Source organism: Lysobacter panacisoli, assembly GCF_009765165.1.
In the GTDB taxonomy this organism is placed as follows: Bacteria; Pseudomonadota; Gammaproteobacteria; order Xanthomonadales; family Xanthomonadaceae; genus Lysobacter_J; species Lysobacter_J panacisoli.
On the sequence record NZ_VLNU01000001.1, the window covers coordinates 1,796,381 to 1,816,916 of the forward strand.

Sequence of the window (20,536 nt, forward strand, 5' to 3'; positions counted from 1 at the left end):
AGCGCTGGATGAAGTCGATCACGCTGTCCACCCTCGTCGCACTTGCCGCGATGCACGCAACCGTCCATGCCGCGCCGGACGCACCGCAACAGACACCCGATGACTACGCCAAGCCGGCCCAGCGCATCGCCATCGCACCCGGCCGCTCACTCAACCTGCGTTGCACCGGCAACGGCCCGCGGACTGTCCTGCTCGAAGCCGGCGCCAATGCCGACGCCACGACCTGGTTTCGCGTGCAGTCGCTGCTTTCGCAGACATCGCGCGTTTGTTCCTATGATCGCGCCGGCTACGGCTTCAGCGACGAAGGCCCGATGCCGCGCAACCTCGACGCCGATGTCGCCGACCTCAGCACGTTGATCGACACCGCCAAGTTGAAGACGCCGCTTGTGCTCGTCGGCCACTCGCTCGGCAGCAACATCGTGCGCCGCTACGCGCAACTGCATCCGAAGAAGGTCGCAGCGCTCGTGCTGGTCGATCCACCCGAGCAAGGCGCCGACGCCTTGCTGCCCGAAGCCTGGAAACGCCAGGGCGAAGCCGGGCGCATGCAACGCAACGCCTTCCTCGATGCCTGCCTGAAAGCCGCCGAAGCCGGCACCCTCGACAAAGCCGAAGGCCCGCTCGCGTCCTGCTTGCGTGCACCGCCACCGTGGCAGAGCGCCGCCGTCGCCGCCACGGTCCGTGCCAACAAACTCAAGCCCGCCTACTGGCGCACCCTGCGTTCCGAACTCGACGCCAACACCGCGATCTTCGCCAACCCCGTACCGGTAGACGAATCGCATGGCGACATCCCCGTCACCGTCATCGCCGCCGGCTTCCAAACGCCGGGCGTACCGGATGACGTGCGGAAGGTGATGCAGGATGCGCGCGAGCAGACACAGACGCGGCTTATCGCATCTTCAAGCAAAGGCCGACGCATCGATGTGCCGGAGGCTTCGCACGAGGTGCAGTTGGATGCACCGGAGGCGGTGGTGGCAAACATAAGCGGCGGGGCAAACGGTATTGATGACGTTCGCTGACCCTGCCATCTCGACGAGTGTGCGGCTTGGGGCGATGGGTTTCGCACGTTCAAGCCTCCCTGCGGCTGCTACTTCTTCGCGTTGAAGGGATCGGTGCTCGCACGCAATCTCGATGACCAAGGAGCGTCGAATCTCCGAAAGCTAGCGGAACCCACCTCCGTTATTCCGGTGGGTTTTTTATGCCCGACATCTGGGCGTTCCGGCGCAAGAAGCTCCGCGTCGGGAGGGCGGCGAAATACAACACCTCGCAAGAGGAAATACGCCCGACCGGCTAGCTTCGGTTTCGAACCTCCCGACACCTTGCGTCCGCATTCCGCGGCGCAAGCCGGATGGATCTGTTGGAGATACCGCAATGCAAAAGGACGTTTGCTTCTCCCCCGACGCGCCCCGCGCCTACCTGTTACCCCTCCAGGCGCATGGCTCCCTCAAGCAGGCGCGCGATCAGTTGCGTCTGTACGCGCAGATGGTCGATCCGTGTAGCGACACGCCGGACGAGATCCTGGTCAACTCGATGGCGCTGGCCGATCTGTTCGACCGCATCGCCGTTGATCTGGACAACGTGATAGGCACGTTGAGCCCGACGTCCAACTAGGCCTCCGCGCTACTTCGCCGAGAACAACTTTCGGTGATGGTCCAGGTAAACGGCTTGTTCCTTCTGGAACTTGCCGACCTGCAAGACGCGAGGGATGGACCAACGCTCAAGTACGTCCGCGGGAAGTGAGGGGTGCAGCAGCATGCGCCCCTCGTCCTCGAACGAAATGAGGTGGTCGTCGAACAGCGCATCGACGTGCGGCGAAAGCATGATGCCGTTGAAGCCATCAATGCGCTCGGCGTTGGTCGAGTAACGCCAAGGCTTGATGTGGCTGGCGATCAGCAGGTGAGGCGCGGTCACACCCGTCACCCGGCAGTGAGGGTCCACCAGCATGACGCGCTTGCGGAACAAGCCTTGTCCGATTCGCGCCTTTGAAAGCTGCAGCCGCTGCGTTTCCGACAGGCTGGTGTCACCTTCGATGGCATGAAGATCGTGCAGCACCTCGGAGCCGATTTCGGGCTCCTTGATAAAGTGCTTCGCGGTGAACGCCTCTGGCGACTCGACGCCCAGCATGCCGAGTAGCAGGTTGCCCAGTGCGTCCGAGATGGCGGCCAAGTAGCAACCTTGGTTGCCGTCCCCGTTGGGCTGGATCGGCGAGTACTTGGCGGGCAAGCGCGGCCCAATGACGTCCATGCGCGTCTTAGGACGAAGCGGAATCGGCGCTGGATTGAAGTAGACGCTGACCAGCCATCCCTCATTCGACCAGTAGCTGCCGACGTTCCCAAACTCGGTCGGCTTTGGGCTGATCGACGCGGCTTCGCTGACGTGCCCAATGTCGCCGATGAAACCGTCCGCGTAGGAGAAGACGATGTCGCCCGGACGCACGAGTCGCATGTTCTCGTACGTCTGATTGAACTTGCCGTCAGCATTGCGCAAGGGCGACCACATATAGCCGCCTTGGACTTCCTGCTCTCGGGTCTGCTTGTGGTTAACCCACCAGAACGCCATGCCATGTCCCCCTTGCGTCCAGCGTACCTAGGTCGGGGCTGAGCGTCAGCCTTTCTCCCACTGCCGCGTCAGAAGTTCGGCCAGCCCCAGCGGGTGAGGCGGCAAGTGCGCGTCCCTACTCACACCCCACGCCATCCCCATCCCGATCCAGGTGCGGCCCGTAGCCCGGGTCGCCCCGGCGGACCGGTGCGGCCCCGGCGGCGCGAGCGTGGGTGCAGTTGCGGAAGGAGGTGCCCGACGGCCCGCTGGGTTGCAGGCCCTGGGCGTACGGCGAGACGACGCGGGGCGCGTAGTCGTTGGCGGGCGCGGCCGATGGCGAACGGTGGCAGTGGTAGCCGCCGTTCTTGCGGTCGTTATGGCAACCGTCCTTGTTGAGCCCGCCGCCGTGCGCCCCGGCGTTGCCGCCGCAGGCAAGCGCAAGCGCCGCGATGATCCACTTCCGCATGGCCGTTCCCCCGTTCGGCTGGCGGAGAGGGTAACGGATGCCGCCCAGCAAGTGGGACAGGTCCCGGCCGCGCGACGCGATCACTCCAGATACAGATCCCACTGCTCGACGCGGCCCACCTGGTCGATCGCCGTGCGCACGTCGTCGCGGGCGAGGAGGGTGGCGCGGCCGGAGGCTGTTACCGCATCGCCCGGCAGCTGCGGCGGACTCAGGCCCTGCTGCACCCACATCAGTACGCTGGTGCGGCTTTCCGGCGACGCCAGCATGTCGCGGACCTGGCTCGCGGCTTCGTCGATCCGGCCATCGCGCAGCAGGGCCCGCAGGAAAGCTTCCGGGTTCTCGCTGCGATGGGTGCGCAGGTAGGCCAGCGCCTTCGTCGCGACGCGCTTGTTGCCCGTCTGCACCGCCGCGCAGTGCGTCACGAAGTTGCGGACGGTCTGCCCGAAGGGGCTCATGTTGTCCTTGACCGTTGCGATCGCGCGCAACGCGTCGTCGGGCCGTTGCAGGCTGCAGTAAAGCCCACCGAGGTTGAGCGCCTGGTTGACGTTCGGCTGGCCGCGATAGGGCATCGACGCGGCGCGCGTGAGTTCGGCGACCGCCTCATCGGTGCGCCCCATGCGCAGCAGCGCGGTGGAGCGGCTGTTCATCAGCCAGATCGCTTCGTCAGCGCCGCTGAGAGCGGGTGCATCGGCCGGCGCGGATGCAATCTCCGCCTGCGTGTCGTCGACCAGCTTGAGCAACGCCTCGTGCTCGCCGGTCAGCAACAGTGCGCGGGTCAGGTGCACGCGGACTTCCATGTCGTCGGGCGACAGCTGCATCTGTTGGCGCAGCGCCTCGACTTCACGGCGCGCGGCGTTGCCCGGGTCGAAGGTCCACGTTCCGCCCTGCACGACCGAGTCGAAGCGCTTGTCGCTGAGCAGGCCGATCAGCAGCTTCGCGGACTTGATGCGGCGGATCGCCGACGCGGCGCGCACGAGGTCCTTCTGTTCGGCGCGCGCGAGGGCAAGTGCGAACCACGCGTCGTCGTCGGAGCCCACCTTGCTCGACCAGTTCGCGTCGAACAACGCCTGCAACAGGGCGATGCGCTCGGGCGACGACCATTTCGGCCGCCACACCAGCGCGTCGAGCAGGCGGTCCGGCGTCTTCGCCAGCAGTTGCGGCCAGCGTTCGACGATCTCGGTGAAGGCGGCGGCAGCGGCTTCGGGATGACCGGTGTCCAGTTCCACCGTCGTCAGTCGATACCAGCTGCCGGGCTGCGAATCGTCGGCACGCACGGCGCGGCGGTAGAGATCGAGCGCGCGGTCGACGTCGTCCGCCAGTACCAGGTCGCCGGCGGTGGTCAATGCGACGGCCTGCTCGCGCGGCGGCAACGATGCGAACAGTGGTGCATCGATCAGCTTCGACAGCCGTCGGGCCGCTTCGGCGTGCTTGTCGGCCGCCATCAGTTCGTACGCGTCGTCGAGCTCGTCGCGAAGACGTTGCTGTTGCGGGTTCGGTGTTTCCTCGGCCGTGGCGGCCGTCGTTTCCTCCGCGCCTGCCACGCCGCTCATTCCGAAGCACATGGCACATCCGATGGCCAACGCCAGCGTCCGATATCGCCGCATGCGATCCCCGTCCCGTCCCCGTTCGCCGCAGTGTGTCAGAGCGCGCTGGGCCGCACCAGCGCGGTCACGGTCCTTCGTCGTCCGCACCGAAGCGGTAACGCACCAGCAGTTCCGCGAACCCAGTCGAGCCCGCATCGACGTCGAGACGCGTGCCGAGGTCGTCCTCGAAATCGTGGTGTCGATCGAACTCGCTGCCGAGCTGTGCGCCGATCGACCAACCTTCGGCGAACGCCCAATGCGCGGTGAGCGCGGCGCGCCACGCTTCGACGGTGTAGTCGAATTCGGCGCCATCGCGTTCGTCGCTGACGACATGCCATTGCCCGCCGGCGGGTTCGACATTGACGCCGAGCCACACGCGCTCGTGCGTGCGCCAGTCGAAACGCGTGTGCGGCCAGCCCAGTTGCAGCGACGTGCGTTCGCCGCGATGCAGTGCCATCAGCACCGGATACGCCTGCGGGTCGCCGAAGCGGTCGTCGTAGCCCGCGCCGGCGCGCCAGCCCCAGCCGGTGTCGGGGATGCGTTCGGCGACGGCTTCGCCGTAGAGGTTCACGTCCTCACCGGTGCCGCGCTTGAACAGGTCTTTCATCACGTTGGACGACGTGGCGACCGTCGGCGTGAGGGTCGCGCGGAAGACCGTCGTGTCGCCCGTGTGCCAGTGCAGCGGAACGGCAAGGCGGTGCAGGTCGCGATCGCGTGAGGCGACGTCGGTGTAGGCGTAATGCGTGTAGACGTAATCCGCGCCGATGGCGAAGCGGCCGCCGAGTACATCGAATGTCGGCGATTGCAGGCTCAACCCGGTCTCACGCCCGTCCATGTGCGCATCGTCGCCGAGGCTCGCGTCTTCCAGGTGGACGTAGTGCGCGCGGATGAAGGCGGCATCGCTGGCGTGCAGCATTCCCGTCGGCGCGCAGCCGAACAGGACGACGGGCAGCAGGAGCCTGGGGCGGACCATGTGCGGTTGAGCGATCGATGCACGCCGAGCATAGCGCCGCTTCCGGCGCGTCGCGGATTCACCTTCGCGAAGGGCGACGTCGCGGCGGCACCACGAACCAAAGCACCAGCACGAACGCGGCGAAGGCGGTATACGCGGCGACGAAGGCCCACCACGGCGCGTCGAAGAAGATCAGCCGCGACAGCCAGTGCTCGATGAAGGATTCCGCGTAGACCGATTCGCCCGCGCGGCGGCGTAGCGCCTGTTCCCACACGGTCAGCGGGCACAACGCGCCCAGCCACGCCTGCAACGCGATGAACACCATCAACAGCACGTGCGCGAGCCGCCAGCGGAAACCGTGCACCCACGCCCAGCGCAACGCGCCGCCGAGTGCGATGGCGAGTGCGCCGAGAATCACGAAGGCGACGATGCCCACGTGCAGCACGAGGATGGCGTCGGCGAGCAAGGCGGCGAGCGCGGGCGTCATGCCGCGACTCTAGCGCGCGGCGAGGATCGGCCAGGGATGGCGCAGCACGATGAACCAGACGATGGCCGCCGCGAGGGCGACGGCGGACACGACGGCGGCGACCACACCGCACCGTGACCATCGCGCCTGCGCGCGCAGGAACTGGTCACGGCTGTCCCAGCGCCGATTGCGCCACGCCCATTCGCGGCCTTTTGCGGCCAGCACCACCGCGACGACGAGGTTCACGCCGGGGATCAGGCACAGCAGCCCGATCCACACGCCGTTGCCGAGCGCCCACACCCAGTTGAGGAGCAGTGCGCCCCAGCTCCAGCCGGCCACACCGGGCGGAAGCGCGGCGATGCGACCCATGCCCGAGGTGTTGTAGTAGCCGCTGATGAGCGACGGCGGGTTTTCCATTGCGATGACTCCGGGAGTGCGGCCGGCCCGGCTTCGCGGGCGCCGGACGCAGCGGGATTCGGGGCCGCACGTCGTCCAGGGCATGCGAGGTGCGCCTCGCGGGGAGGCGGCAGGCGCACAGGTTCGATTTGCCGGGTCGGGCGAACTATCAGAGGAATCCCAAAGCGCGCCGCTTCGCCCTGAACGCCAATGGCGGCGGGCTCGGCGCCGGGGTCGCGTTAGATGCTGCAATGCAACATAATGTCCCTATGGCTGCCTCACCCAATCTCGGCGTGCCCGTCGCGCCGCCGGTCCTGTCGCCCCGACAGGTCGCGCTGATCCTGTTCGCCCTCGCGATGGGTGGCTTCGCCATCGGCACCAGCGAATTCGTGGTGATGGGGCTGATCAGCGAGATCGCGCGCGGGCTCGGTGTGACCGAGCCGCAGGTCGGTCACGTCATCAGTGCTTATGCGCTGGGCGTGGTGGTCGGCGCGCCGCTGCTCGCGATCCTCGGCGCGAAGCTGCCGCGCCGGACCCTGCTGCTGGCGCTGATGGGGTTCTACGCGCTGGGCAATGTCGCCAGCGCACTCGCACCGGGCTATCACTCGCTGATGCTGGCGCGCTTCGTCGCCGGTTTGCCGCACGGCGCGTACTTCGGCATCGCCGCACTGGTCGCCGCGCGCATCAGCCCGCCCGAACAGCGCGGCGCGGCGGTGGGTCGGGTGATGCTGGGCCTGTCGATCTCGCTGCTGGTCGGCAATCCGCTGGCGACCTGGCTCGGACAGAACTTCGGCTGGCGCTGGTCGTTCGCGGTGGTGTCGGTGATCGCGTTGGCGACGGTTGCGATGACCATGCGCGTGCTGCCGCCGGGCATGCATGCGCCGCGCCCCGATGCGCTGCGCGAACTGCGCGACTTCAATCGCAAGCCGGTGTGGCTGGCGCTGGGCATCGGCGCGATTGGTTTCGCCGGCATGTTCTGCGTTTTCAGCTACCTCACGCCGACGCTGGTGCACGTGACCGGCGTGCGCGAGTCGTTCGTGCCGTTCGGCCTGATCGCATTCGGCATCGGCGGCATCATCGGCACGCTCGCGGGCGGCTGGCTGTTCGACCGCCTGCAGTTCCGCGCCGCCGCGGTGGTACTCGTGTGGTCGGTGATCGTGCTGCTGCTGTTCCCGCTCGCGGCGAAGTCGCCGTGGACGGTGCTGCCGGTGGTGCTGGCCGTGGGCACGATGGGCGCGCTGGCGACGGTGCTGCAGGCCCACCTGATGGACGTCGCCGCCGAAGCGCAGACGCTCGCCGCCGCATCCAACCATTCCGCGTTCAACGCCGCCAACGCGCTCGGCCCCTGGCTGGGCGGCATGGCGATCACCGCCGGCTACGGCTGGACGTCGACCGGTTTCGTCGGCGCGGCGACTGCTGTCGCAGGCCTGCTGGTCTTCGCCTGGGCATGGCGCGAGCAGCGTCCCTCGCGACTGGCGCTGCGCGAGTGCGAGTGACGATCAGTCGTTGACGGCCTCGCCGCGCGCGAGGTCTTCCTCCACCGCGGTGAACGCCGAATCCTCACCACGCGGCGCATCGGGCACGCCGGTGGCGAAGTACGCCACGCCGGTACCCGCCTTGCGATCCACCCAGACGCCCGACAGCAGGCCGTACGCCGCGCCCGCGTGGCCGACGCGCGCGACGCCATCGCCGAAGGGATCGTCGCGGCAACCATCGCGCGGCGTCGCCAGCGTCTGCACCGCCAGCCCGTACCGACAATAGAAGCCGCGCTGCGACTGGCTGCTGTCGTCTTCCTCGACGGTCACGCCATTGCCGGGCGCATACGTCCACGCCGGTTGCACGAGTTCGCGCACCGACGCGCGCGAAAGGACGCGCACGCCATCGACCTTGCCATCGCCCAGCAGCAGGCGGCCGATCTTCGCCAGCCCGTTCGCGGAAATGCGCAGGCCGCCCTGCGGCGAGAACAGCGCGCCGTTGCGTCCCGCCTGCCAGTGCGAAAAATCGCAGTCGTCGCGCGTGGAACGGTTCACCGAGCATGCGGGCTTGCTGCCGCGATTGTCATCGCGCACCGCCTCGCCTCTGTCGTCGTACAGCACGACCGCACGCGCCGCCGTCGCGTCGTCGCACGAATCCCAGTTGAAGCAGGCGTCGATGCGCAATGGACGTAGCACAGTCCGCTGCATCAACTGATCGAAGCGCTCGCCGGTCGCGCGTTCCATCAGCGTGGCGACCAGCGGAAAGTTGACGTTCGCGTAGCGGAAGTAGGTGCCCGGCGTGTGTTGCGGATCCCACGCGCGCGCATCGTTGGTAACGTCGCGGAAGGCACCGTCGAGCGGAACCGCGTAATAACCCGCCGCATCGGTGAGTCCGGCGCGATGGGAGAGCAGCATGCGCAGGGTGATCGGCGTGTCGGGGAACGCGGGATGGCGCAGGCGCCAGCCGAGTTGCGTCGAGACGTCTTCATCGAGATCCAGCTTGCCTTCCTCGACCAGTCGCATCGCGCCAATCGCAGTCACCAGCTTGGAGATCGAGGCGATACGCACCGGGTCGTCCGCGGTGGCGCGCCGTTGCGCGGCGACATCGGCGAATCCTTCCGCGTCCGTGGACACGACGCCGTCGCGATCGAACGCGACGCGTACCGAAGCGACCGGCCCAGCGTGCGCGACGTGCATGGCGAACAGCAGCGGAATCAGGGCGATGCCGGAACCTGCGAAGCGCATGGGCGGAACCGTTCGGGGACCGGCCGACAGCCTAGCCGGGTCGGCGTCGTGTTGCAGGAGTGAAACGTCGGCCGGGATGGGCTGGATCGCGACACGAGGCCTTCACGCGCGGGTTCCACCGGCCGCGCGCAGACTGGTCCAACTGTCCGCGGGAGCGTGGCGATGTCCATCGAGGCATGTCATCCAGCGGTCGACGATCAGGTCATCCGCGACATGCTCTGGGCATTCGCGGTGCGTTCGCCCGAGCACGCGATCCTGCTGCTCGACTCCAGTGGCGAGATCACCTGGAACAACACCGGCGCGGAAGTCATCCTCGGCGCGGGCAAGGGCGAACTGCTCGGTCTGAGCACCTCGCGCCTGTTCACCCGGCGCGATGCGGCGGCCGGCATTCCCGAACACGAACGCCTGGAGGCGCGTGCGCGCGGCACCACCTCCGACGACCGCTGGCTCGTACGCCTGAACCGCTCGCGGTTCTGGGCGTCGGGCGTGCTGGTGCACCTGGGCGAGGAAGCCGACTGCTGCAGCTACCTGAAGCTGTTCCGCGATCTTACTGAAGTGAAGATGCAGCTGGAATCCAACCGCGCGCGCTGCCGCGCCGCGAGCGAGGCCAGCGAGGCGAAGAGCGCGGCGATCGCACTGCTCGCGCATGAACTGCGTAACCCGTTGGCCGGCATAAGCCTCGCCGCGTCGCTCATGCATCAGCGCAGCGGCGAGGACCCGGCGCTGGACGAGCCGGTCAAGGTGGTCACGCGCAATGTCGCGCTGGCGACGCGCCTGATCGAGGACCTGATGCAGCACACGCGCATCAGCTGCGGCGCACTGAGCCTGGAGCGCAGCACCAACTGCCTGCGCGAGCTGATCGAATCGTCGGTCTCGATCGCCAAGCACCAGATGCACCAGGAAGAGCGCAACGTGCGCATACTCGTGCCGGCGATGGAGATCGAGGTGCACGTCGATCGCATGCGCATGCAGCAGGTCATCGTGAACATGGTGACCAACGCGCTGCGTTATACGCCCGAACCCGGCCGCATCTGGGTGAGCGGCACGCTGGAGGGCGCCGAAGCCATCGTGCGCGTGTCCGACGAAGGCGATGGCATCCACCCGGACCACCTCGTCACGCTGTTCGAGATGTTCACGCTGCCGCGCCTCAAGGGCTCGCGGCTCGGCCTGGGGCTTGGGCTGGCGCTGGTCAAGCAGATCGTCGAGCTGCACGGCGGCAGCGTGCAGGCGCGCAGCGAAGGGCTCGGCAAGGGCAGCCAGTTCGTTGCGCGCTTTCCTGCGCGCAACGGCAACAACGTCTGAGTCGCGCGGTTACATCGCGCCGGTGCGAACGTGGAAACCGAGCGCGCCGGCGACCATGCGCACGGCTTCGTCGTCGCGCTGCAGGGCGATCCAGCCGGCGCAGGTTTCCTCGCCGGTTTCCCAGGTCCACACCGTGTAGTGGTGCTCGCGCAGCCGATCGAAGGCGATGTTGACCAGCACCGGCACTTCCGCCTCGGCGAGGAACTCGTCGTCGAACGCATCCTCCACGCCCCAGTCGATGCGCAGGTTGAAGCGCGCAGCGAGCTCGTCCATCACTTCGATCAGCCCGGTCGCGTCGTCATCGGCGATGTGGAAGCCGGCCTTCCAGTCGATCGCGTCGCGCAGCGCCGGCACCGGATCGGCGCCGTCGGCGATGGCGTCGCGGCACGCGGCAAACTGTTGCATCGCAGCGTCCTCGTCGCCCGGATTGACCAGCAGCAGGAACTGCCAGACCAGCGTCTCGAGCGCGGCTTGCTCGTCGACGTCGGATTCCGGATGGAACGTGCGGGCGAAGTTGTCGTCGGGGTCGTACTCGGTGTGCATGGTCGTGGCGCGCGCGAAACGGGGCGACAGGATACGGCGCGCAGGCGCGGTCGCGGAGGACGCCCAGCGGCTGCGTCGCGGCGGACGCAGGCGCTAAGCTTCGCCGCCTCAGGGGGAGGAAACGATGAAGACGAAGGGATATCCGGGCGCAGGCTGGCGTCGCGACGCGGTCGCGGTCGCGGGCGGCGCGTCGGCGCCGCTGCTGGGCGCGGCCCTGCAGCCGCTGCCGTTCATCGACGACGAGACCTGGCTGTTCTGCTGGTACGTACTGCCCCCGCGCTGAGGCGGGGGCAGTGTCGTGGTGTCAGATCGGCGCGACCGCACCCTGTGGGTAGGTGAAGGTGCGTGGCACCGCGCGCTCCGGTTCCGGTGCCGGCGGCTGTGCCGGACGCAGGTCGGCGACCTTGTAGCCCGCGGTCTGCATGGTATGCAGCAGCGGATGGTCGAACGGCCGGTCGATGGTCTTGCGCAGGTTGTAGAGATGGCTGCGCAGGGTGTCCGAATCCGGCGCCTCGCCCTTCCAGATCTCGCGTTCGATCTCCTGCCGCGATACCACGCGCGGCGATTCGCGCATCAGGATGTGCAACAGCTGGAAACCGGTCGGCGACAAGCGCAGTTCCTGACCGGCGCGGTGCACCGTCATCGCTTCCGGGTCGAGCACCAGATCGGCCACGCGCAGCGTGCCGCCGCCCATCGCCTTGCGATCGCGGCGGATCAGCGCACGCACGCGCGCTTCGAGTTCCTGGATCGCGAACGGCTTGGTGAGGTAATCGTCGGCGCCGGCTTCCAGTCCGGTGACCTTGTCGTCGAGCGTGTCGCGCGCGGTCAGCATCAGGATCGGCGTCGAGCAGCGCTGGTCCTTGCGGATGCGCCGGCACACGTCGAGGCCGTCCAGCCGCGGCAGTGAGCGATCGAGGATGATCGCGTCGTAGTTGGTTTCGTGGGTGAGCCGCAGGGCGTCCGTTCCGTCGCGGGCGAAGTCCACTTCGTAGCCAAGGGACTCCAGGTATTCGCCGACCATCTCCGCAATGGCCAGATGGTCTTCAACGATGAGAATCAAGCCGCCGGTGTTCTTCATGCACTGCGCCTCCCGTAAGTGCGTGAAGGCTGCGAAGACCGCCGTGAAAAGCAGGTGAGCGCCTGCATGAATCCGGTGCGTCGTCACACTCGCGTGACGCTGAACCGACAAATCGTGCAAAGAAGCGGCGCGCGCGCTAGGTGCGATGCGCAAAAAAAAGCTGCCGCGACGGTCGCGGCAGCTCGTGGGGGAAAGAGAGGCGTCCCTGCGACACCCCGGCCGGACTCGCATTCGGCCGCAGTCAGAATCGTTGTCCCACGCTGGTCGACCCATCGGACGAATCCGAAAGCGCGCGGACCGTTGGTCGGGAAGCGTGCGCGCGCACTGTCGTGCGCATCGCGATGCACGCAGGCTGGGCTCGGCTCGCGTCGACGGGAGGCCGCATGGCATCGATCCAGCAGGACATCGAGGTGGACGCGCCGCTTGCGCAGGTGTGGGACGCGCTCGCCGACGTCGGCCGCATCCACGAACGGCTCGTTCCGGGCTTCGTCGCCGAGTGCCGGATGGAAGGCCGCGTGCGCGTGGTGACGTTCGGCGACGGCACGGTCATTCACGAACCCATCCTCGACATCGACGCGTCGCGCCATCGCGTCGCGTGGTCGGCTGGCGAGCCGTTCCAGCACTACAACGCCTCGGTGCAGGCGCTGGATGTCGGGCCGGATCGCACGCGCATCGTCTGGATCGCCGACCTGCTGCCCGACGAACTGGGCGGGCGGGTCGCGGAGATGATCGGCCAGGGCCTCGCGGTGATGAAGCGGACGCTGGAGCGTGCGACGAGAGGGTGACGCCGCGCGCGCTACCCTGCGGCCTTCGCAAGCGAGCGGAGCCGGCATGGGCAGCGACGAACAGCAGATCCGCGACCTGGTGCGCACGTGGATGCAGGCCACGCGCGAAGGCGACGTCGCGATGGTGCTTGGCCTGATGACAGACGACGTCGTCTTCCTCGTGGCCGGGCAGGCGCCGTTCGGCAAGGCCGAGTTCGCGCAGGCCATGCGCCAGCAGGCGAGCGCGGCGATGAGCTTCGACGGCGAGAGCGACGTCGAGGAAGTCCAGGTCCACGGCGACTGGGCGTTCATGCGCGCGCACCTGACCGTACGCGTGAACCGTCCGGGTGCCGCGCCAATCACGCGCACCGGCCGCACGCTCACCGTGCTGCGGCGCGAGGACGGTCGCTGGCGCATCGCCCGCGACGCCAACCTGCTGGTCGCCGCCGGATGAGGCGCCGACGCGCGGCATAATCCCGCGACCTTTCCTGGCACGGCGGCGCATGGCCTTCTGGAGTCTCGTCTTCGCGATCGCCGCGGCGCAGGCCGTGCTGCTCGCGCTCGCGCTGTGGCGGCGTCCGGTCAACGCGGGCAGCAATCGCGTGCTGGCGGTGTGGATCGGGTTGATCGGCTTCGACCTGGCGGTCAAGGCCGCGTGGTTCCACGGACCGTCCGCGACCCTGTTCCGGCCGTACCGCTTGGCGCAGCTGTTCCCGTTCTTCTACGGCAGCTTCTTCTACCTCTACGTGCGCACGCTGACGCAGGCGCGCGGTTTCGTGCGGCGCGACGCGCTGCACCTGCTGCCGTTCGCGCTGGTACTGCTGCTCAACCTCGAGGTGTTGCTGATGCCGCGCGCGGAGGTGGAAGCGCTGCTGGCGCGACTCGCCGCGGGCGGGCGCTGGCCGCAGTCGCCGCGGTTGGACATCGCGCTGTACATGGCGGGCGTGTCGTACGTGGTGGCGGGGCTGGTCGTGGTGCGCGGCTATCGCCGGCGACTGCTGCAACGGCGATCGGACGCGGACCGCATGTCGCTGCACTGGATCGACGTGATGGCGGCGTCGCAGATCGTGATCTGGTGCATCGCCCTGGCGCAGTGGCAGTTCCGCATCCCGTGGATCGACTTTCCGCTGATCTACGGCGCGGTGGCGGCGTGGGTGTTCGCGGTCGGTTACCTGAGCCTGGCGCAGGCGCCCGTGCTGGCGAACGAGCCGGCGCAGGCCGTGCGTGACGTGATGGTGGACGATGCGCCGGGCACGGAAGACCCGCGCTTCCCCGAAGTCGAGGCGCGGCTCGCGCAGCTGATGGCGCGCGAACGCCTGCATCGCGAACCGGCGCTGACGATCGGCGAGGTCGCGCGGCGCAGCGGTTATCCCGAATACCTCGTCTCGGCGGTGATCAACCGGCGTTTCGAGGGCAACTTCTGGGCGTACGTGAACCGCCATCGCATCGAGGACGCACGCGCCTGCCTGGCCGATCCCGGCGACGCGCGCACCGTGCTCGACATCGCCTACGCCTGCGGATTCACCTCCAAGTCCACGTTCAACGCCGCGTTCAAGCGGGAGACCGGCGAAACGCCGACGGCATACCGCGCGCGCTGCGCGACTGCCGATGCAGCAGCAGCTCGCACACCGCCAGGTTGATCGTCCAGCAGCTCCACGCGGCGAACACATAGACCGACAGCGGCGGCAAGTGCAGGGCGCCGATGCCGACGCCCATCGTCAGCCGCAGGGTGATCGCCGAGGCGGTCAGCGCGACGCTGCGCCACATCCAGCGGCGATGCGCCTCGTGCCGGCGTGCGATCGCGTGGGCGATGCCGATGGTCGTCACCGTCAGCCAGGTCACCGCGAGCAGGGTGAACGCGACGCGGCTCGGCCATCCGCCCTGCGCGTGCTGGGCCAGCGACAGCCCGGCCAGCCCGCCGACCAGCACGCATGCCGTGTACAGCCCGCCGCCGATGCGATGCAGTCGCGGCCAGCGTCGCCGCAGCGACGTGCTCAGCTGCATCGGCGACAGCAGCAGGGCAACGCCGCCGCCGAACAGGTGCGCGGGGACGTCCAGCCCGGAGCGGGCGAACTGCTCGGCAAAGCGGTTGCCCGCTTCGAAATCGCGGAACAGGTACACGAACGCCCAGCCCGCCACGCCCGCGCACAGGACCGAAAACACCAGGTTCGACGACCAGACCGCCGACGAACGCAACGACACCGCCATGACGCTCTCCCTCACTGATGAGGGGTGCAGGCTCGTCGCTGTGGGGTATCGCGTCGTCCGAGCCGGCGGAGTCGTACGCCATCAGGCCGTTTCGGACGCCATCGGCGGGAACTCGGGGTGGTGCGGCAGAGCATCCGACGTCGCCATCCACGGCAGCCGCTGCGAGGTCCAGTAATGGAACTGCGGCGCGATCCGTTCCGGCTCGTCGAAGCTGCCCAGGGTCAGGTCGACCATGTCCGGCAGGTAGTCGGCGGTAAAGCTCAGCGAGGTCCCGCAGTGCGGGCAGAAGCCGCGCCGCACGCCGGGGGAGGGCGTGTGTTCGGCTGGTGTCGAGCCGGTGAACGCCACCTGCGACGACGCGAACAGCGCCCACGCCACCGCCGGCGCGCCGGTCGAGCGCCGGCAGTCCCGGCAATGGCACAGCGCGCTCATCAGCGCCTCGCCGCGAGCGCGGTACCGCACGGCGCCGCAGCGGCAGCCGCCTTCCAGAATGTCCGACATGCCCGAGGCCTCGACGATGGGGGCCTTCAGGCTGGCAGCGATGGCTTGATCGGGATTGCTGAATCGGCATCGCCGGACCCTTGAAGCCGACCGTTGCCGTCGTTATATGATCAGCATCATATAAAGCACCGGCCGATGCGATACGACCCCGACCACAAGCAGCAGACCCGCGATCGCGTGCTCCGCGCCGCCGCGCGCGCGATCCGCGACGACGGCCCGCACCGCGTCGCCGTCGCCGGCGTGATGCGCGAGGCCGGGCTTACCCACGGCGGCTTCTACGCGCACTTCCGTTCCAAGGGCGAGCTGGTCGCGGCGGCGATCACGCGCATGTTCGACGACGCGTTCCGCACCTGGCAGCGCTGCAGCGAACAGCCCGATGCGCGCGCGCTGGCCGACTACATCGGCCTGTACCTGTCGATGGCGCACCGCGACGCACCGGGCAAGGGCTGCCCGATCGCTGCGCTGTCGAGCGACCTGCCGCGACTCGAACCCGAATCGCGCGACGCCTTCGCCGCCGGTGCACGCCGGCTCGCCGACGCGCTCGCGCAGCCACTGGGCCGCCTCGGCCATGAAGACGCCGATGTGCTGGCGAGTTCGGTGCTGGCGGAGCTGGTCGGCGCGATCACGCTCGCGCGCTGCGAACCGTCGCGCACGCGCGCCATCGCGCACCTGGATGCATCGCGGATGCAGCTGTTGCGCCGCCTCGATCTGAACGACCTTCCGGAGAACCCCGCATGAGCCTGGTCAATGAAGTCGCCGCCGGCGCCGATGGACTGTCGCAGTTGCGCGCGCTGATCGCGTCGGGCCGCAAGCCCGGCATCCTGAAAGCGCTGGACTTCGACTTCATCGAGGTCGAGCCCGGCCACGCGGTATTCGTGGGCACGCCTGGCGACCACGCCTACAACCCGATCGGCACCGTGCACGGCGGTTACGCAGCGACGTTGCTCGATTCGGCCTGCGGCTGCGCGGTCCATTCGCGCCTGGACGCGACGCAGGCGTACACCACGCTCGAACTCAAGGTCGCGTACCACAAGGCCATCACCCGCGACAGCGGACCGCTGCGCGCGGAAGGCCGCGTGCTGTCGATGGGCCGTCGTGCCGCATTCGCCGAAGCGCGCCTGATCGATGCCGAGGGCCGCCTGTACGCCTCGGCCACTTCCACCCTGCTCGTGTTCGAACGTCCCGCGAACTGAGTTCCCGCACGCATCTGCGTGCATTGCTTACGTGAGTCCCCCATGACTGCCCACGACCCCATCGTCATCGTGTCCGCCGTGCGCACGCCGCTCGGCCGTTTCCTCGGCGACCTCTCGCCCGTCACCGCGCCGCAGCTGGGTTCGCAGGTCATCCGTGCCGCGCTCGAACGCGCCGCGCTGCCGCCCGAACGCGTCGACGAAGTCCTGATGGGCTGCGTCCTCCCGGCGGGACAGGGCCAGGCGCCCGCGCGTCAGGCGATGCGCGGCGCGGGCCTGCCCGATGCGGTCGGCGCGACCACGATCAACAAGGTCTGCGGTTCAGGCATGAAGGCCACGATGCTCGGCCACGACCTGCTGCGCGCCGGTTCGGCCGACATCGTCGTCGCCGGCGGCATGGAGTCGATGTCGAACGCGCCCTATCTGTTGGCGAAGGCGCGTGGCGGCTATCGCGTCGGCCACGACCGCATCTTCGACCACATGATGCTCGACGGACTGGAGGACGCGTACGAACCCGGTCGCGCGATGGGCGAATTCGGCGAGGCCGCCGCGCAACGCTACGGCTTCGATCGCGAGGCGCAGGACGCCTATGCGATGGAAACCCTGCGCCGCGCGCGCCACGCGATCGAGAGCGGGGAATTCGTGGATGAGATCGTCCCGATCGCGGTGCCGGGCAAGGGCGGCGACCGCGTCGTGGACGCCGACGAGCACGCGATGAAAGTGTCGCCGGAAAAGATCCCGCAGCTCAAGCCGGCGTTCGCGAAGGACGGCACGATCACCGCCGCCAGCGCATCGGCCAACGCCGACGGTGCCGCGGCCCTGGTGCTGACGCGGCGTTCGGTCGCCCTGCGCGACGGCCTGCCGATCCTCGCCGAGATCCGCGGACACGCCACCCACAGCCAGGAGCCGGCCTGGTACACCACCGCGCCGATCCCGGCCATCGACAAGCTGCTCGGTCGCGTCGGCTGGACGGTCGCGGACGTGGACCTGTTCGAGATCAACGAGGCGTTCGCCGTGGTCGCGATGGCCGCCGCGCGCGAGCTGGGCATCCCGGCCGAGCGCCTCAACGTGAACGGGGGCGCATGTGCGCTCGGACATCCTATCGGCGCAACCGGTGCGCGGCTCATCGTCACGTTGTTGCACGCGCTGCGCAGGCGGGGCCTTCGCCGCGGCGTCGCCGCACTGTGCATCGGCGGCGGCGAGGCGACCGCGATCGCCATCGAACTCCCTGCCTGACCCGCCGACGACCCAACTTCCGCGAACGAGGTGACGCATGGACATCCGCAATGCCGTGGTCCTGGTGACCGGCGCCAATCGCGGCCTCGGCCGCGCGCTGGTCGATGCTTTCCGCAGTGCCGGCGCGAAGAAGATCTATGCCGCCGCACGTGATCCTTCGAGCATCGATGCCGGCGGCGGCGTGGTGCCGCTGGCGCTGGACGTGACGTCGCCCGACAGCATCGCGGTCGCCGCGCGCACGTGCTGCGACGTCAACGTGCTGGTCAACAACGCCGGCATCGCGCAGGGCGGCCAGTTGTTCTCCGACGAAGGCGAAGACAAGGCGCGCGCGGAGATGGAGGTCAACCTGTTCGGCCCGTGGCGCACGACGCGCGCCTTCGCCGCGACGCTCGAAGCCAACGGCGGCGGTGCGGTGGTCAACGTGCTCTCGGTGCTGAGCTGGCTCAGCATGCCGGGCAGCGCGACCTACTGCCTGTCGAAATCCGCCGCCTGGTCGCTGACCAACGGCCTGCGCAACGACCTCGCCGGGCAGGGCACGCAGGTCACCGCGGTCCACGTCGGCCTGATGGATACCGACATGGCCGCGGGCTTCGACGCGCCCAAGATCTCGCCGCGCGAGGTTGCCGAACAGGTCGTGCGCGCGGTCCAGGACGGGTCGCCGGAAGTGCTGGCCGATAACACCTCTCGCATGGTCAAGTCGAGCCTGTCCGGCGCGCAGGCGGCCTATCTGGCGCCTCCCGGGCGCGAGTAGCGTCGCGCCCCGGCGCGCGACGCCGCTGTCTGCATAATGGGATCCCACGTCGCCTCGGGATCCCACCATGACCCTCCTCGTGACCGGCAGCGCCGGCCATCTGGGCGAAGCGTTGATGCGCGAACTGCGCGCCGCCGGCCGCGATGCGGTCGGCATCGACATCAAGCCGTCCGCCTTCACCGACCACGTCGGCTCCATCGTCGATCGCGACTTCGTGCGCCGCTGCATGCGCGGCGTGCGCGCTGTGGTGCACGCGGCCACGCTGCACAAGCCGCACGTCGCCACGCATCCGCACCAGGAATTCATCGACACCAACGTCACCGGCACGCTGGCGCTGCTGGAGGAAGCGGTCGCCAACGGCGTGCAGTCGTTCGTGTTCACCAGCACCACCAGCACCTTCGGCGCGGCACTGACGCCGGCACCGGGCGAACCGGCGGCGTGGATCGATGAGGACGTCGTGCCGATCCCGAAGAACATCTATGGCGTGACCAAACTTTCGGCCGAACAGCTGTGCGAGCTGTTCTACCGCAAGCGCCGCCTGCCGGTGCTGGTGCTGCGCACGTCGCGTTTCTTCCCCGAGCCCGACGACAGCATCGACGTGCGCAACGGGTTCTCCACTGCCAACGCGCAGGCCAACGAGCTGCTGTACCGCCGCGTCGACATCGAGGACGCGGTGAGCGCGCACCTGCTGGCGATCGATCGTGCGAAGGACATCGGGTTCGGCCGCTACATCATCTCGGCGACCACGCCATTCGAGCCGTCAGACCTGCCGGAACTGCGCCGCGACGCGGCGACGGTGGTGGCGCGGCGGTTCCCGGAAGCGGCCGCGCTGTACGCGTCGCGCGGCTGGCGATTGTTCCCGCACATCGACCGCGTCTACGTGAACGCACGTGCGCGCGAGGCGCTGGGCTGGAAGCCGCGCTACGACTTCGCGCGCGCGCTCGACGCACTGCGCAGCGGCGCGGATTTCCGCAGCCCGCTCGCGGAGGCCGTCGGCAGCAAGGGCTACCACGCGCAGGTGTTCGAGCAAGGGCCGTACCCGGTCGCGTCCTGACCCATCGACCCGGAATCTGTACGTGGCGTATCGGACAGATGGATTCCCGCCTTCGCGGGAATGACGAACGTGGAAGGGCGGCCAACAGGCCGCCCTTTGCGCACGAGGGACGCGCGACTCAGCGCCCCTTCGGACGCACTTCCACCGCCGCCGCCTCGGTGAAGGCGATGCGCAGCATGTCGCCGACCTTGAGCTGCGGCAGGCGCGCGCGATGTTCGGGTTTGACCACGTCCAGCGTGACCACGTTGCCGCGCGGCCCCTCGACGGTGACCGTGTGGTTGGCGAGGTCGATGGCGCGGATCGGCGCGAGCACGGTCACCACTTCCGACGCGCCGGCGCGCGGCTTCTCGCCGGTCTTGGCCACGTCCTGGTCCTGCTTGATGTACGCGCCCGGTTCGGCGCTGCCGGCCGGCTGGATGTCCACCGTCACCGCGCGCAGGTAAGTCAGGTTGACCACGTCGCCGACGCGGATCTGGTCGAAATTGCGCACCGAGTCGTCGGCGTGCACTTCCACTTCCCGCCCGTCCGGGCCGCGCACGGTGAACAGGCGCGAGGGAGTGTCGAGCTTGGTGATCTCGCCGTCCACGCTGAGCTCCACCGCGGCGGTCTCCCGCGGTCCGGTATCGGCGGGCGTGGTCGAACAACCGGCGCCGAGCGCCAGGGCGAAGGCGAGGGCAAGAGGGGCGAGCCGGAAGGACGTCATCACTGATCTTCTCCATGAGCCGTGAGGGTGGGCGACGCCCCGAGGGCGGTCCGGTTCAGTGTGTGCAGCATTCCGTGAAGACCGGGTG

General features: G+C 68.6%; 25 protein-coding genes. 13 read left to right on the plus strand and 12 right to left on the minus strand.

Annotated elements, in window-relative coordinates; genetic code table 11:
- The first annotated feature begins 8 nt into the window (after positions 1 to 8).
- On the plus strand, positions 9 to 1,016 hold the full coding sequence (locus FOF45_RS08400; RefSeq protein ID WP_233264100.1) for an alpha/beta fold hydrolase: 1,008 nt from the start codon (positions 9 to 11) through the stop codon (positions 1,014 to 1,016).
- Between the two features lie 352 nt (positions 1,017 to 1,368).
- Positions 1,369 to 1,608 (plus strand): XAC0095 family protein, encoded by a 240-nt coding sequence (locus tag FOF45_RS08405; protein ID WP_158983873.1) that lies wholly within the window; start codon positions 1,369 to 1,371, stop codon positions 1,606 to 1,608.
- Between the two features lie 9 nt (positions 1,609 to 1,617).
- On the opposite strand, the gene FOF45_RS08410 is transcribed toward FOF45_RS08405, so the two are convergent.
- From FOF45_RS08410 to FOF45_RS08435, 6 genes are all read right to left on the minus strand, one after another.
- Positions 1,618 to 2,556, minus strand: a complete 939-nt coding sequence (locus FOF45_RS08410; protein ID WP_158983875.1) for an HNH endonuclease — start codon at positions 2,554 to 2,556, stop codon at positions 1,618 to 1,620.
- A gap of 115 nt (positions 2,557 to 2,671) precedes the next feature.
- A complete protein-coding gene (locus FOF45_RS08415; RefSeq protein WP_158983877.1) occupies positions 2,672 to 3,001 on the minus strand; it encodes an excalibur calcium-binding domain-containing protein in 330 nt (109 codons plus the stop codon).
- Between the two features lie 80 nt (positions 3,002 to 3,081).
- Entirely contained in the window at positions 3,082 to 4,551 is a 1,470-nt protein-coding gene (locus tag FOF45_RS08420; protein ID WP_158983879.1) for a tetratricopeptide repeat protein, read from the minus strand.
- Positions 4,552 to 4,669: 118 nt separating this feature from the next.
- Positions 4,670 to 5,557, minus strand: a complete 888-nt coding sequence (locus tag FOF45_RS08425) for a hypothetical protein (RefSeq protein ID WP_158983881.1) — start codon at positions 5,555 to 5,557, stop codon at positions 4,670 to 4,672.
- Positions 5,558 to 5,615: 58 nt separating this feature from the next.
- Positions 5,616 to 6,023 carry a DUF2784 domain-containing protein gene (locus tag FOF45_RS08430; RefSeq protein WP_158983883.1) on the minus strand — a complete coding sequence of 136 codons (408 nt, stop codon included), beginning with the start codon at positions 6,021 to 6,023 and terminating at the stop codon, positions 5,616 to 5,618.
- Between the two features lie 9 nt (positions 6,024 to 6,032).
- Positions 6,033 to 6,419 (minus strand): hypothetical protein, encoded by a 387-nt coding sequence (locus FOF45_RS08435; RefSeq protein ID WP_158983885.1) that lies wholly within the window; start codon positions 6,417 to 6,419, stop codon positions 6,033 to 6,035.
- 248 nt (positions 6,420 to 6,667) lie between these two features.
- Between FOF45_RS08435 and FOF45_RS08440 the strand changes: the two genes are divergently transcribed.
- The gene (locus tag FOF45_RS08440; protein WP_158983887.1) at positions 6,668 to 7,894 is read left to right on the plus strand and encodes an MFS transporter; all 1,227 of its coding nucleotides are present in this window, start codon (positions 6,668 to 6,670) and stop codon (positions 7,892 to 7,894) included.
- Between the two features lie 3 nt (positions 7,895 to 7,897).
- Here FOF45_RS08440 and FOF45_RS08445 read toward each other — a convergent pair whose 3' ends face one another.
- The gene (locus tag FOF45_RS08445; protein WP_199244457.1) at positions 7,898 to 9,118 is read right to left on the minus strand and encodes a serine hydrolase domain-containing protein; all 1,221 of its coding nucleotides are present in this window, start codon (positions 9,116 to 9,118) and stop codon (positions 7,898 to 7,900) included.
- A gap of 162 nt (positions 9,119 to 9,280) precedes the next feature.
- Between FOF45_RS08445 and FOF45_RS08450 the strand changes: the two genes are divergently transcribed.
- Complete coding sequence (locus FOF45_RS08450; protein ID WP_158983889.1) at positions 9,281 to 10,420, plus strand: PAS domain-containing sensor histidine kinase; 1,140 nt, start codon at positions 9,281 to 9,283, stop codon at positions 10,418 to 10,420.
- Positions 10,421 to 10,429: 9 nt separating this feature from the next.
- On the opposite strand, the gene FOF45_RS08455 is transcribed toward FOF45_RS08450, so the two are convergent.
- Positions 10,430 to 10,963 (minus strand): DUF6630 family protein, encoded by a 534-nt coding sequence (locus FOF45_RS08455; protein ID WP_158983891.1) that lies wholly within the window; start codon positions 10,961 to 10,963, stop codon positions 10,430 to 10,432.
- Between the two features lie 124 nt (positions 10,964 to 11,087).
- Between FOF45_RS08455 and FOF45_RS08460 the strand changes: the two genes are divergently transcribed.
- Positions 11,088 to 11,246, plus strand: coding sequence for a hypothetical protein (locus FOF45_RS08460; RefSeq protein WP_158983892.1), 159 nt, complete (start codon positions 11,088 to 11,090; stop codon positions 11,244 to 11,246).
- 21 nt (positions 11,247 to 11,267) lie between these two features.
- On the opposite strand, the gene FOF45_RS08465 is transcribed toward FOF45_RS08460, so the two are convergent.
- Positions 11,268 to 12,041: a response regulator transcription factor gene (locus tag FOF45_RS08465; RefSeq protein WP_158983894.1), complete on the minus strand. Its 774-nt coding sequence runs from the start codon at positions 12,039 to 12,041 to the stop codon at positions 11,268 to 11,270.
- Positions 12,042 to 12,424: 383 nt separating this feature from the next.
- Here FOF45_RS08465 and FOF45_RS08470 point away from each other — a divergent pair, with 383 nt between their 5' ends.
- Genes FOF45_RS08470 through FOF45_RS08480 form a run of 3 tightly spaced genes read left to right on the plus strand, consistent with a single transcriptional unit; the run spans position 12,425 to position 14,445 of the window.
- Positions 12,425 to 12,826: an SRPBCC family protein gene (locus FOF45_RS08470; protein ID WP_158983896.1), complete on the plus strand. Its 402-nt coding sequence runs from the start codon at positions 12,425 to 12,427 to the stop codon at positions 12,824 to 12,826.
- Between the two features lie 46 nt (positions 12,827 to 12,872).
- A complete protein-coding gene (locus FOF45_RS08475; RefSeq protein WP_158983898.1) occupies positions 12,873 to 13,259 on the plus strand; it encodes a YybH family protein in 387 nt (128 codons plus the stop codon).
- A gap of 49 nt (positions 13,260 to 13,308) precedes the next feature.
- Positions 13,309 to 14,445 carry a helix-turn-helix domain-containing protein gene (locus FOF45_RS08480; RefSeq protein ID WP_158983900.1) on the plus strand — a complete coding sequence of 379 codons (1,137 nt, stop codon included), beginning with the start codon at positions 13,309 to 13,311 and terminating at the stop codon, positions 14,443 to 14,445.
- On the opposite strand, the gene FOF45_RS08485 is transcribed toward FOF45_RS08480, so the two are convergent.
- Together FOF45_RS08485 and FOF45_RS08490 are read right to left on the minus strand one after the other, a co-directional pair.
- Entirely contained in the window at positions 14,357 to 15,013 is a 657-nt protein-coding gene (locus FOF45_RS08485) for a DUF2306 domain-containing protein (protein WP_158983902.1), read from the minus strand. The two genes, FOF45_RS08480 and FOF45_RS08485, sit on opposite strands and share 89 nt — an antisense overlap.
- A gap of 81 nt (positions 15,014 to 15,094) precedes the next feature.
- Positions 15,095 to 15,514: a GFA family protein gene (locus tag FOF45_RS08490; RefSeq protein ID WP_199244458.1), complete on the minus strand. Its 420-nt coding sequence runs from the start codon at positions 15,512 to 15,514 to the stop codon at positions 15,095 to 15,097.
- A gap of 135 nt (positions 15,515 to 15,649) precedes the next feature.
- Between FOF45_RS08490 and FOF45_RS08495 the strand changes: the two genes are divergently transcribed.
- From FOF45_RS08495 to FOF45_RS08515, 5 genes are all read left to right on the plus strand, one after another.
- Positions 15,650 to 16,252, plus strand: coding sequence for a TetR/AcrR family transcriptional regulator (locus FOF45_RS08495; protein ID WP_158983905.1), 603 nt, complete (start codon positions 15,650 to 15,652; stop codon positions 16,250 to 16,252).
- The gene (locus FOF45_RS08500; protein WP_158983907.1) at positions 16,249 to 16,707 is read left to right on the plus strand and encodes a PaaI family thioesterase; all 459 of its coding nucleotides are present in this window, start codon (positions 16,249 to 16,251) and stop codon (positions 16,705 to 16,707) included. The genes FOF45_RS08495 and FOF45_RS08500 overlap by 4 nt, the downstream gene beginning before the upstream one ends.
- 42 nt (positions 16,708 to 16,749) lie before the next feature.
- Positions 16,750 to 17,940, plus strand: a complete 1,191-nt coding sequence (locus FOF45_RS08505) for an acetyl-CoA C-acyltransferase (RefSeq protein ID WP_158983909.1) — start codon at positions 16,750 to 16,752, stop codon at positions 17,938 to 17,940.
- Positions 17,941 to 17,977: 37 nt separating this feature from the next.
- Positions 17,978 to 18,691, plus strand: coding sequence for an SDR family oxidoreductase (locus tag FOF45_RS08510; protein WP_158983911.1), 714 nt, complete (start codon positions 17,978 to 17,980; stop codon positions 18,689 to 18,691).
- A gap of 67 nt (positions 18,692 to 18,758) precedes the next feature.
- Positions 18,759 to 19,745 carry an NAD-dependent epimerase/dehydratase family protein gene (locus FOF45_RS08515; protein WP_158983913.1) on the plus strand — a complete coding sequence of 329 codons (987 nt, stop codon included), beginning with the start codon at positions 18,759 to 18,761 and terminating at the stop codon, positions 19,743 to 19,745.
- Between the two features lie 118 nt (positions 19,746 to 19,863).
- On the opposite strand, the gene FOF45_RS08520 is transcribed toward FOF45_RS08515, so the two are convergent.
- The gene (locus FOF45_RS08520; protein ID WP_158983915.1) at positions 19,864 to 20,448 is read right to left on the minus strand and encodes a hypothetical protein; all 585 of its coding nucleotides are present in this window, start codon (positions 20,446 to 20,448) and stop codon (positions 19,864 to 19,866) included.
- Positions 20,449 to 20,536: the final 88 nt, after the last annotated feature.

Coding starts and splice junctions, on each gene's coding strand:
- FOF45_RS08400 (WP_233264100.1), top strand. CDS start 9: ATGAAGTCGATCACGCTGTCCACCCTCGTCGCACTTGCCGCGATGCAC.
- FOF45_RS08405 (WP_158983873.1), top strand. CDS start 1,369: ATGCAAAAGGACGTTTGCTTCTCCCCCGACGCGCCCCGCGCCTACCTG.
- FOF45_RS08410 (WP_158983875.1), bottom strand. CDS start 2,556: ATGGCGTTCTGGTGGGTTAACCACAAGCAGACCCGAGAGCAGGAAGTC.
- FOF45_RS08415 (WP_158983877.1), bottom strand. CDS start 3,001: ATGCGGAAGTGGATCATCGCGGCGCTTGCGCTTGCCTGCGGCGGCAAC.
- FOF45_RS08420 (WP_158983879.1), bottom strand. CDS start 4,551: ATGAGCGGCGTGGCAGGCGCGGAGGAAACGACGGCCGCCACGGCCGAG.
- FOF45_RS08425 (WP_158983881.1), bottom strand. CDS start 5,557: ATGGTCCGCCCCAGGCTCCTGCTGCCCGTCGTCCTGTTCGGCTGCGCG.
- FOF45_RS08430 (WP_158983883.1), bottom strand. CDS start 6,023: ATGACGCCCGCGCTCGCCGCCTTGCTCGCCGACGCCATCCTCGTGCTG.
- FOF45_RS08435 (WP_158983885.1), bottom strand. CDS start 6,419: ATGGAAAACCCGCCGTCGCTCATCAGCGGCTACTACAACACCTCGGGC.
- FOF45_RS08440 (WP_158983887.1), top strand. CDS start 6,668: ATGGCTGCCTCACCCAATCTCGGCGTGCCCGTCGCGCCGCCGGTCCTG.
- FOF45_RS08445 (WP_199244457.1), bottom strand. CDS start 9,118: ATGCGCTTCGCAGGTTCCGGCATCGCCCTGATTCCGCTGCTGTTCGCC.
- FOF45_RS08450 (WP_158983889.1), top strand. CDS start 9,281: ATGTCCATCGAGGCATGTCATCCAGCGGTCGACGATCAGGTCATCCGC.
- FOF45_RS08455 (WP_158983891.1), bottom strand. CDS start 10,963: ATGCACACCGAGTACGACCCCGACGACAACTTCGCCCGCACGTTCCAT.
- FOF45_RS08460 (WP_158983892.1), top strand. CDS start 11,088: ATGAAGACGAAGGGATATCCGGGCGCAGGCTGGCGTCGCGACGCGGTC.
- FOF45_RS08465 (WP_158983894.1), bottom strand. CDS start 12,041: ATGAAGAACACCGGCGGCTTGATTCTCATCGTTGAAGACCATCTGGCC.
- FOF45_RS08470 (WP_158983896.1), top strand. CDS start 12,425: ATGGCATCGATCCAGCAGGACATCGAGGTGGACGCGCCGCTTGCGCAG.
- FOF45_RS08475 (WP_158983898.1), top strand. CDS start 12,873: ATGGGCAGCGACGAACAGCAGATCCGCGACCTGGTGCGCACGTGGATG.
- FOF45_RS08480 (WP_158983900.1), top strand. CDS start 13,309: ATGGCCTTCTGGAGTCTCGTCTTCGCGATCGCCGCGGCGCAGGCCGTG.
- FOF45_RS08485 (WP_158983902.1), bottom strand. CDS start 15,013: ATGGCGGTGTCGTTGCGTTCGTCGGCGGTCTGGTCGTCGAACCTGGTG.
- FOF45_RS08490 (WP_199244458.1), bottom strand. CDS start 15,514: ATGTCGGACATTCTGGAAGGCGGCTGCCGCTGCGGCGCCGTGCGGTAC.
- FOF45_RS08495 (WP_158983905.1), top strand. CDS start 15,650: ATGCGATACGACCCCGACCACAAGCAGCAGACCCGCGATCGCGTGCTC.
- FOF45_RS08500 (WP_158983907.1), top strand. CDS start 16,249: ATGAGCCTGGTCAATGAAGTCGCCGCCGGCGCCGATGGACTGTCGCAG.
- FOF45_RS08505 (WP_158983909.1), top strand. CDS start 16,750: ATGACTGCCCACGACCCCATCGTCATCGTGTCCGCCGTGCGCACGCCG.
- FOF45_RS08510 (WP_158983911.1), top strand. CDS start 17,978: ATGGACATCCGCAATGCCGTGGTCCTGGTGACCGGCGCCAATCGCGGC.
- FOF45_RS08515 (WP_158983913.1), top strand. CDS start 18,759: ATGACCCTCCTCGTGACCGGCAGCGCCGGCCATCTGGGCGAAGCGTTG.
- FOF45_RS08520 (WP_158983915.1), bottom strand. CDS start 20,448: ATGACGTCCTTCCGGCTCGCCCCTCTTGCCCTCGCCTTCGCCCTGGCG.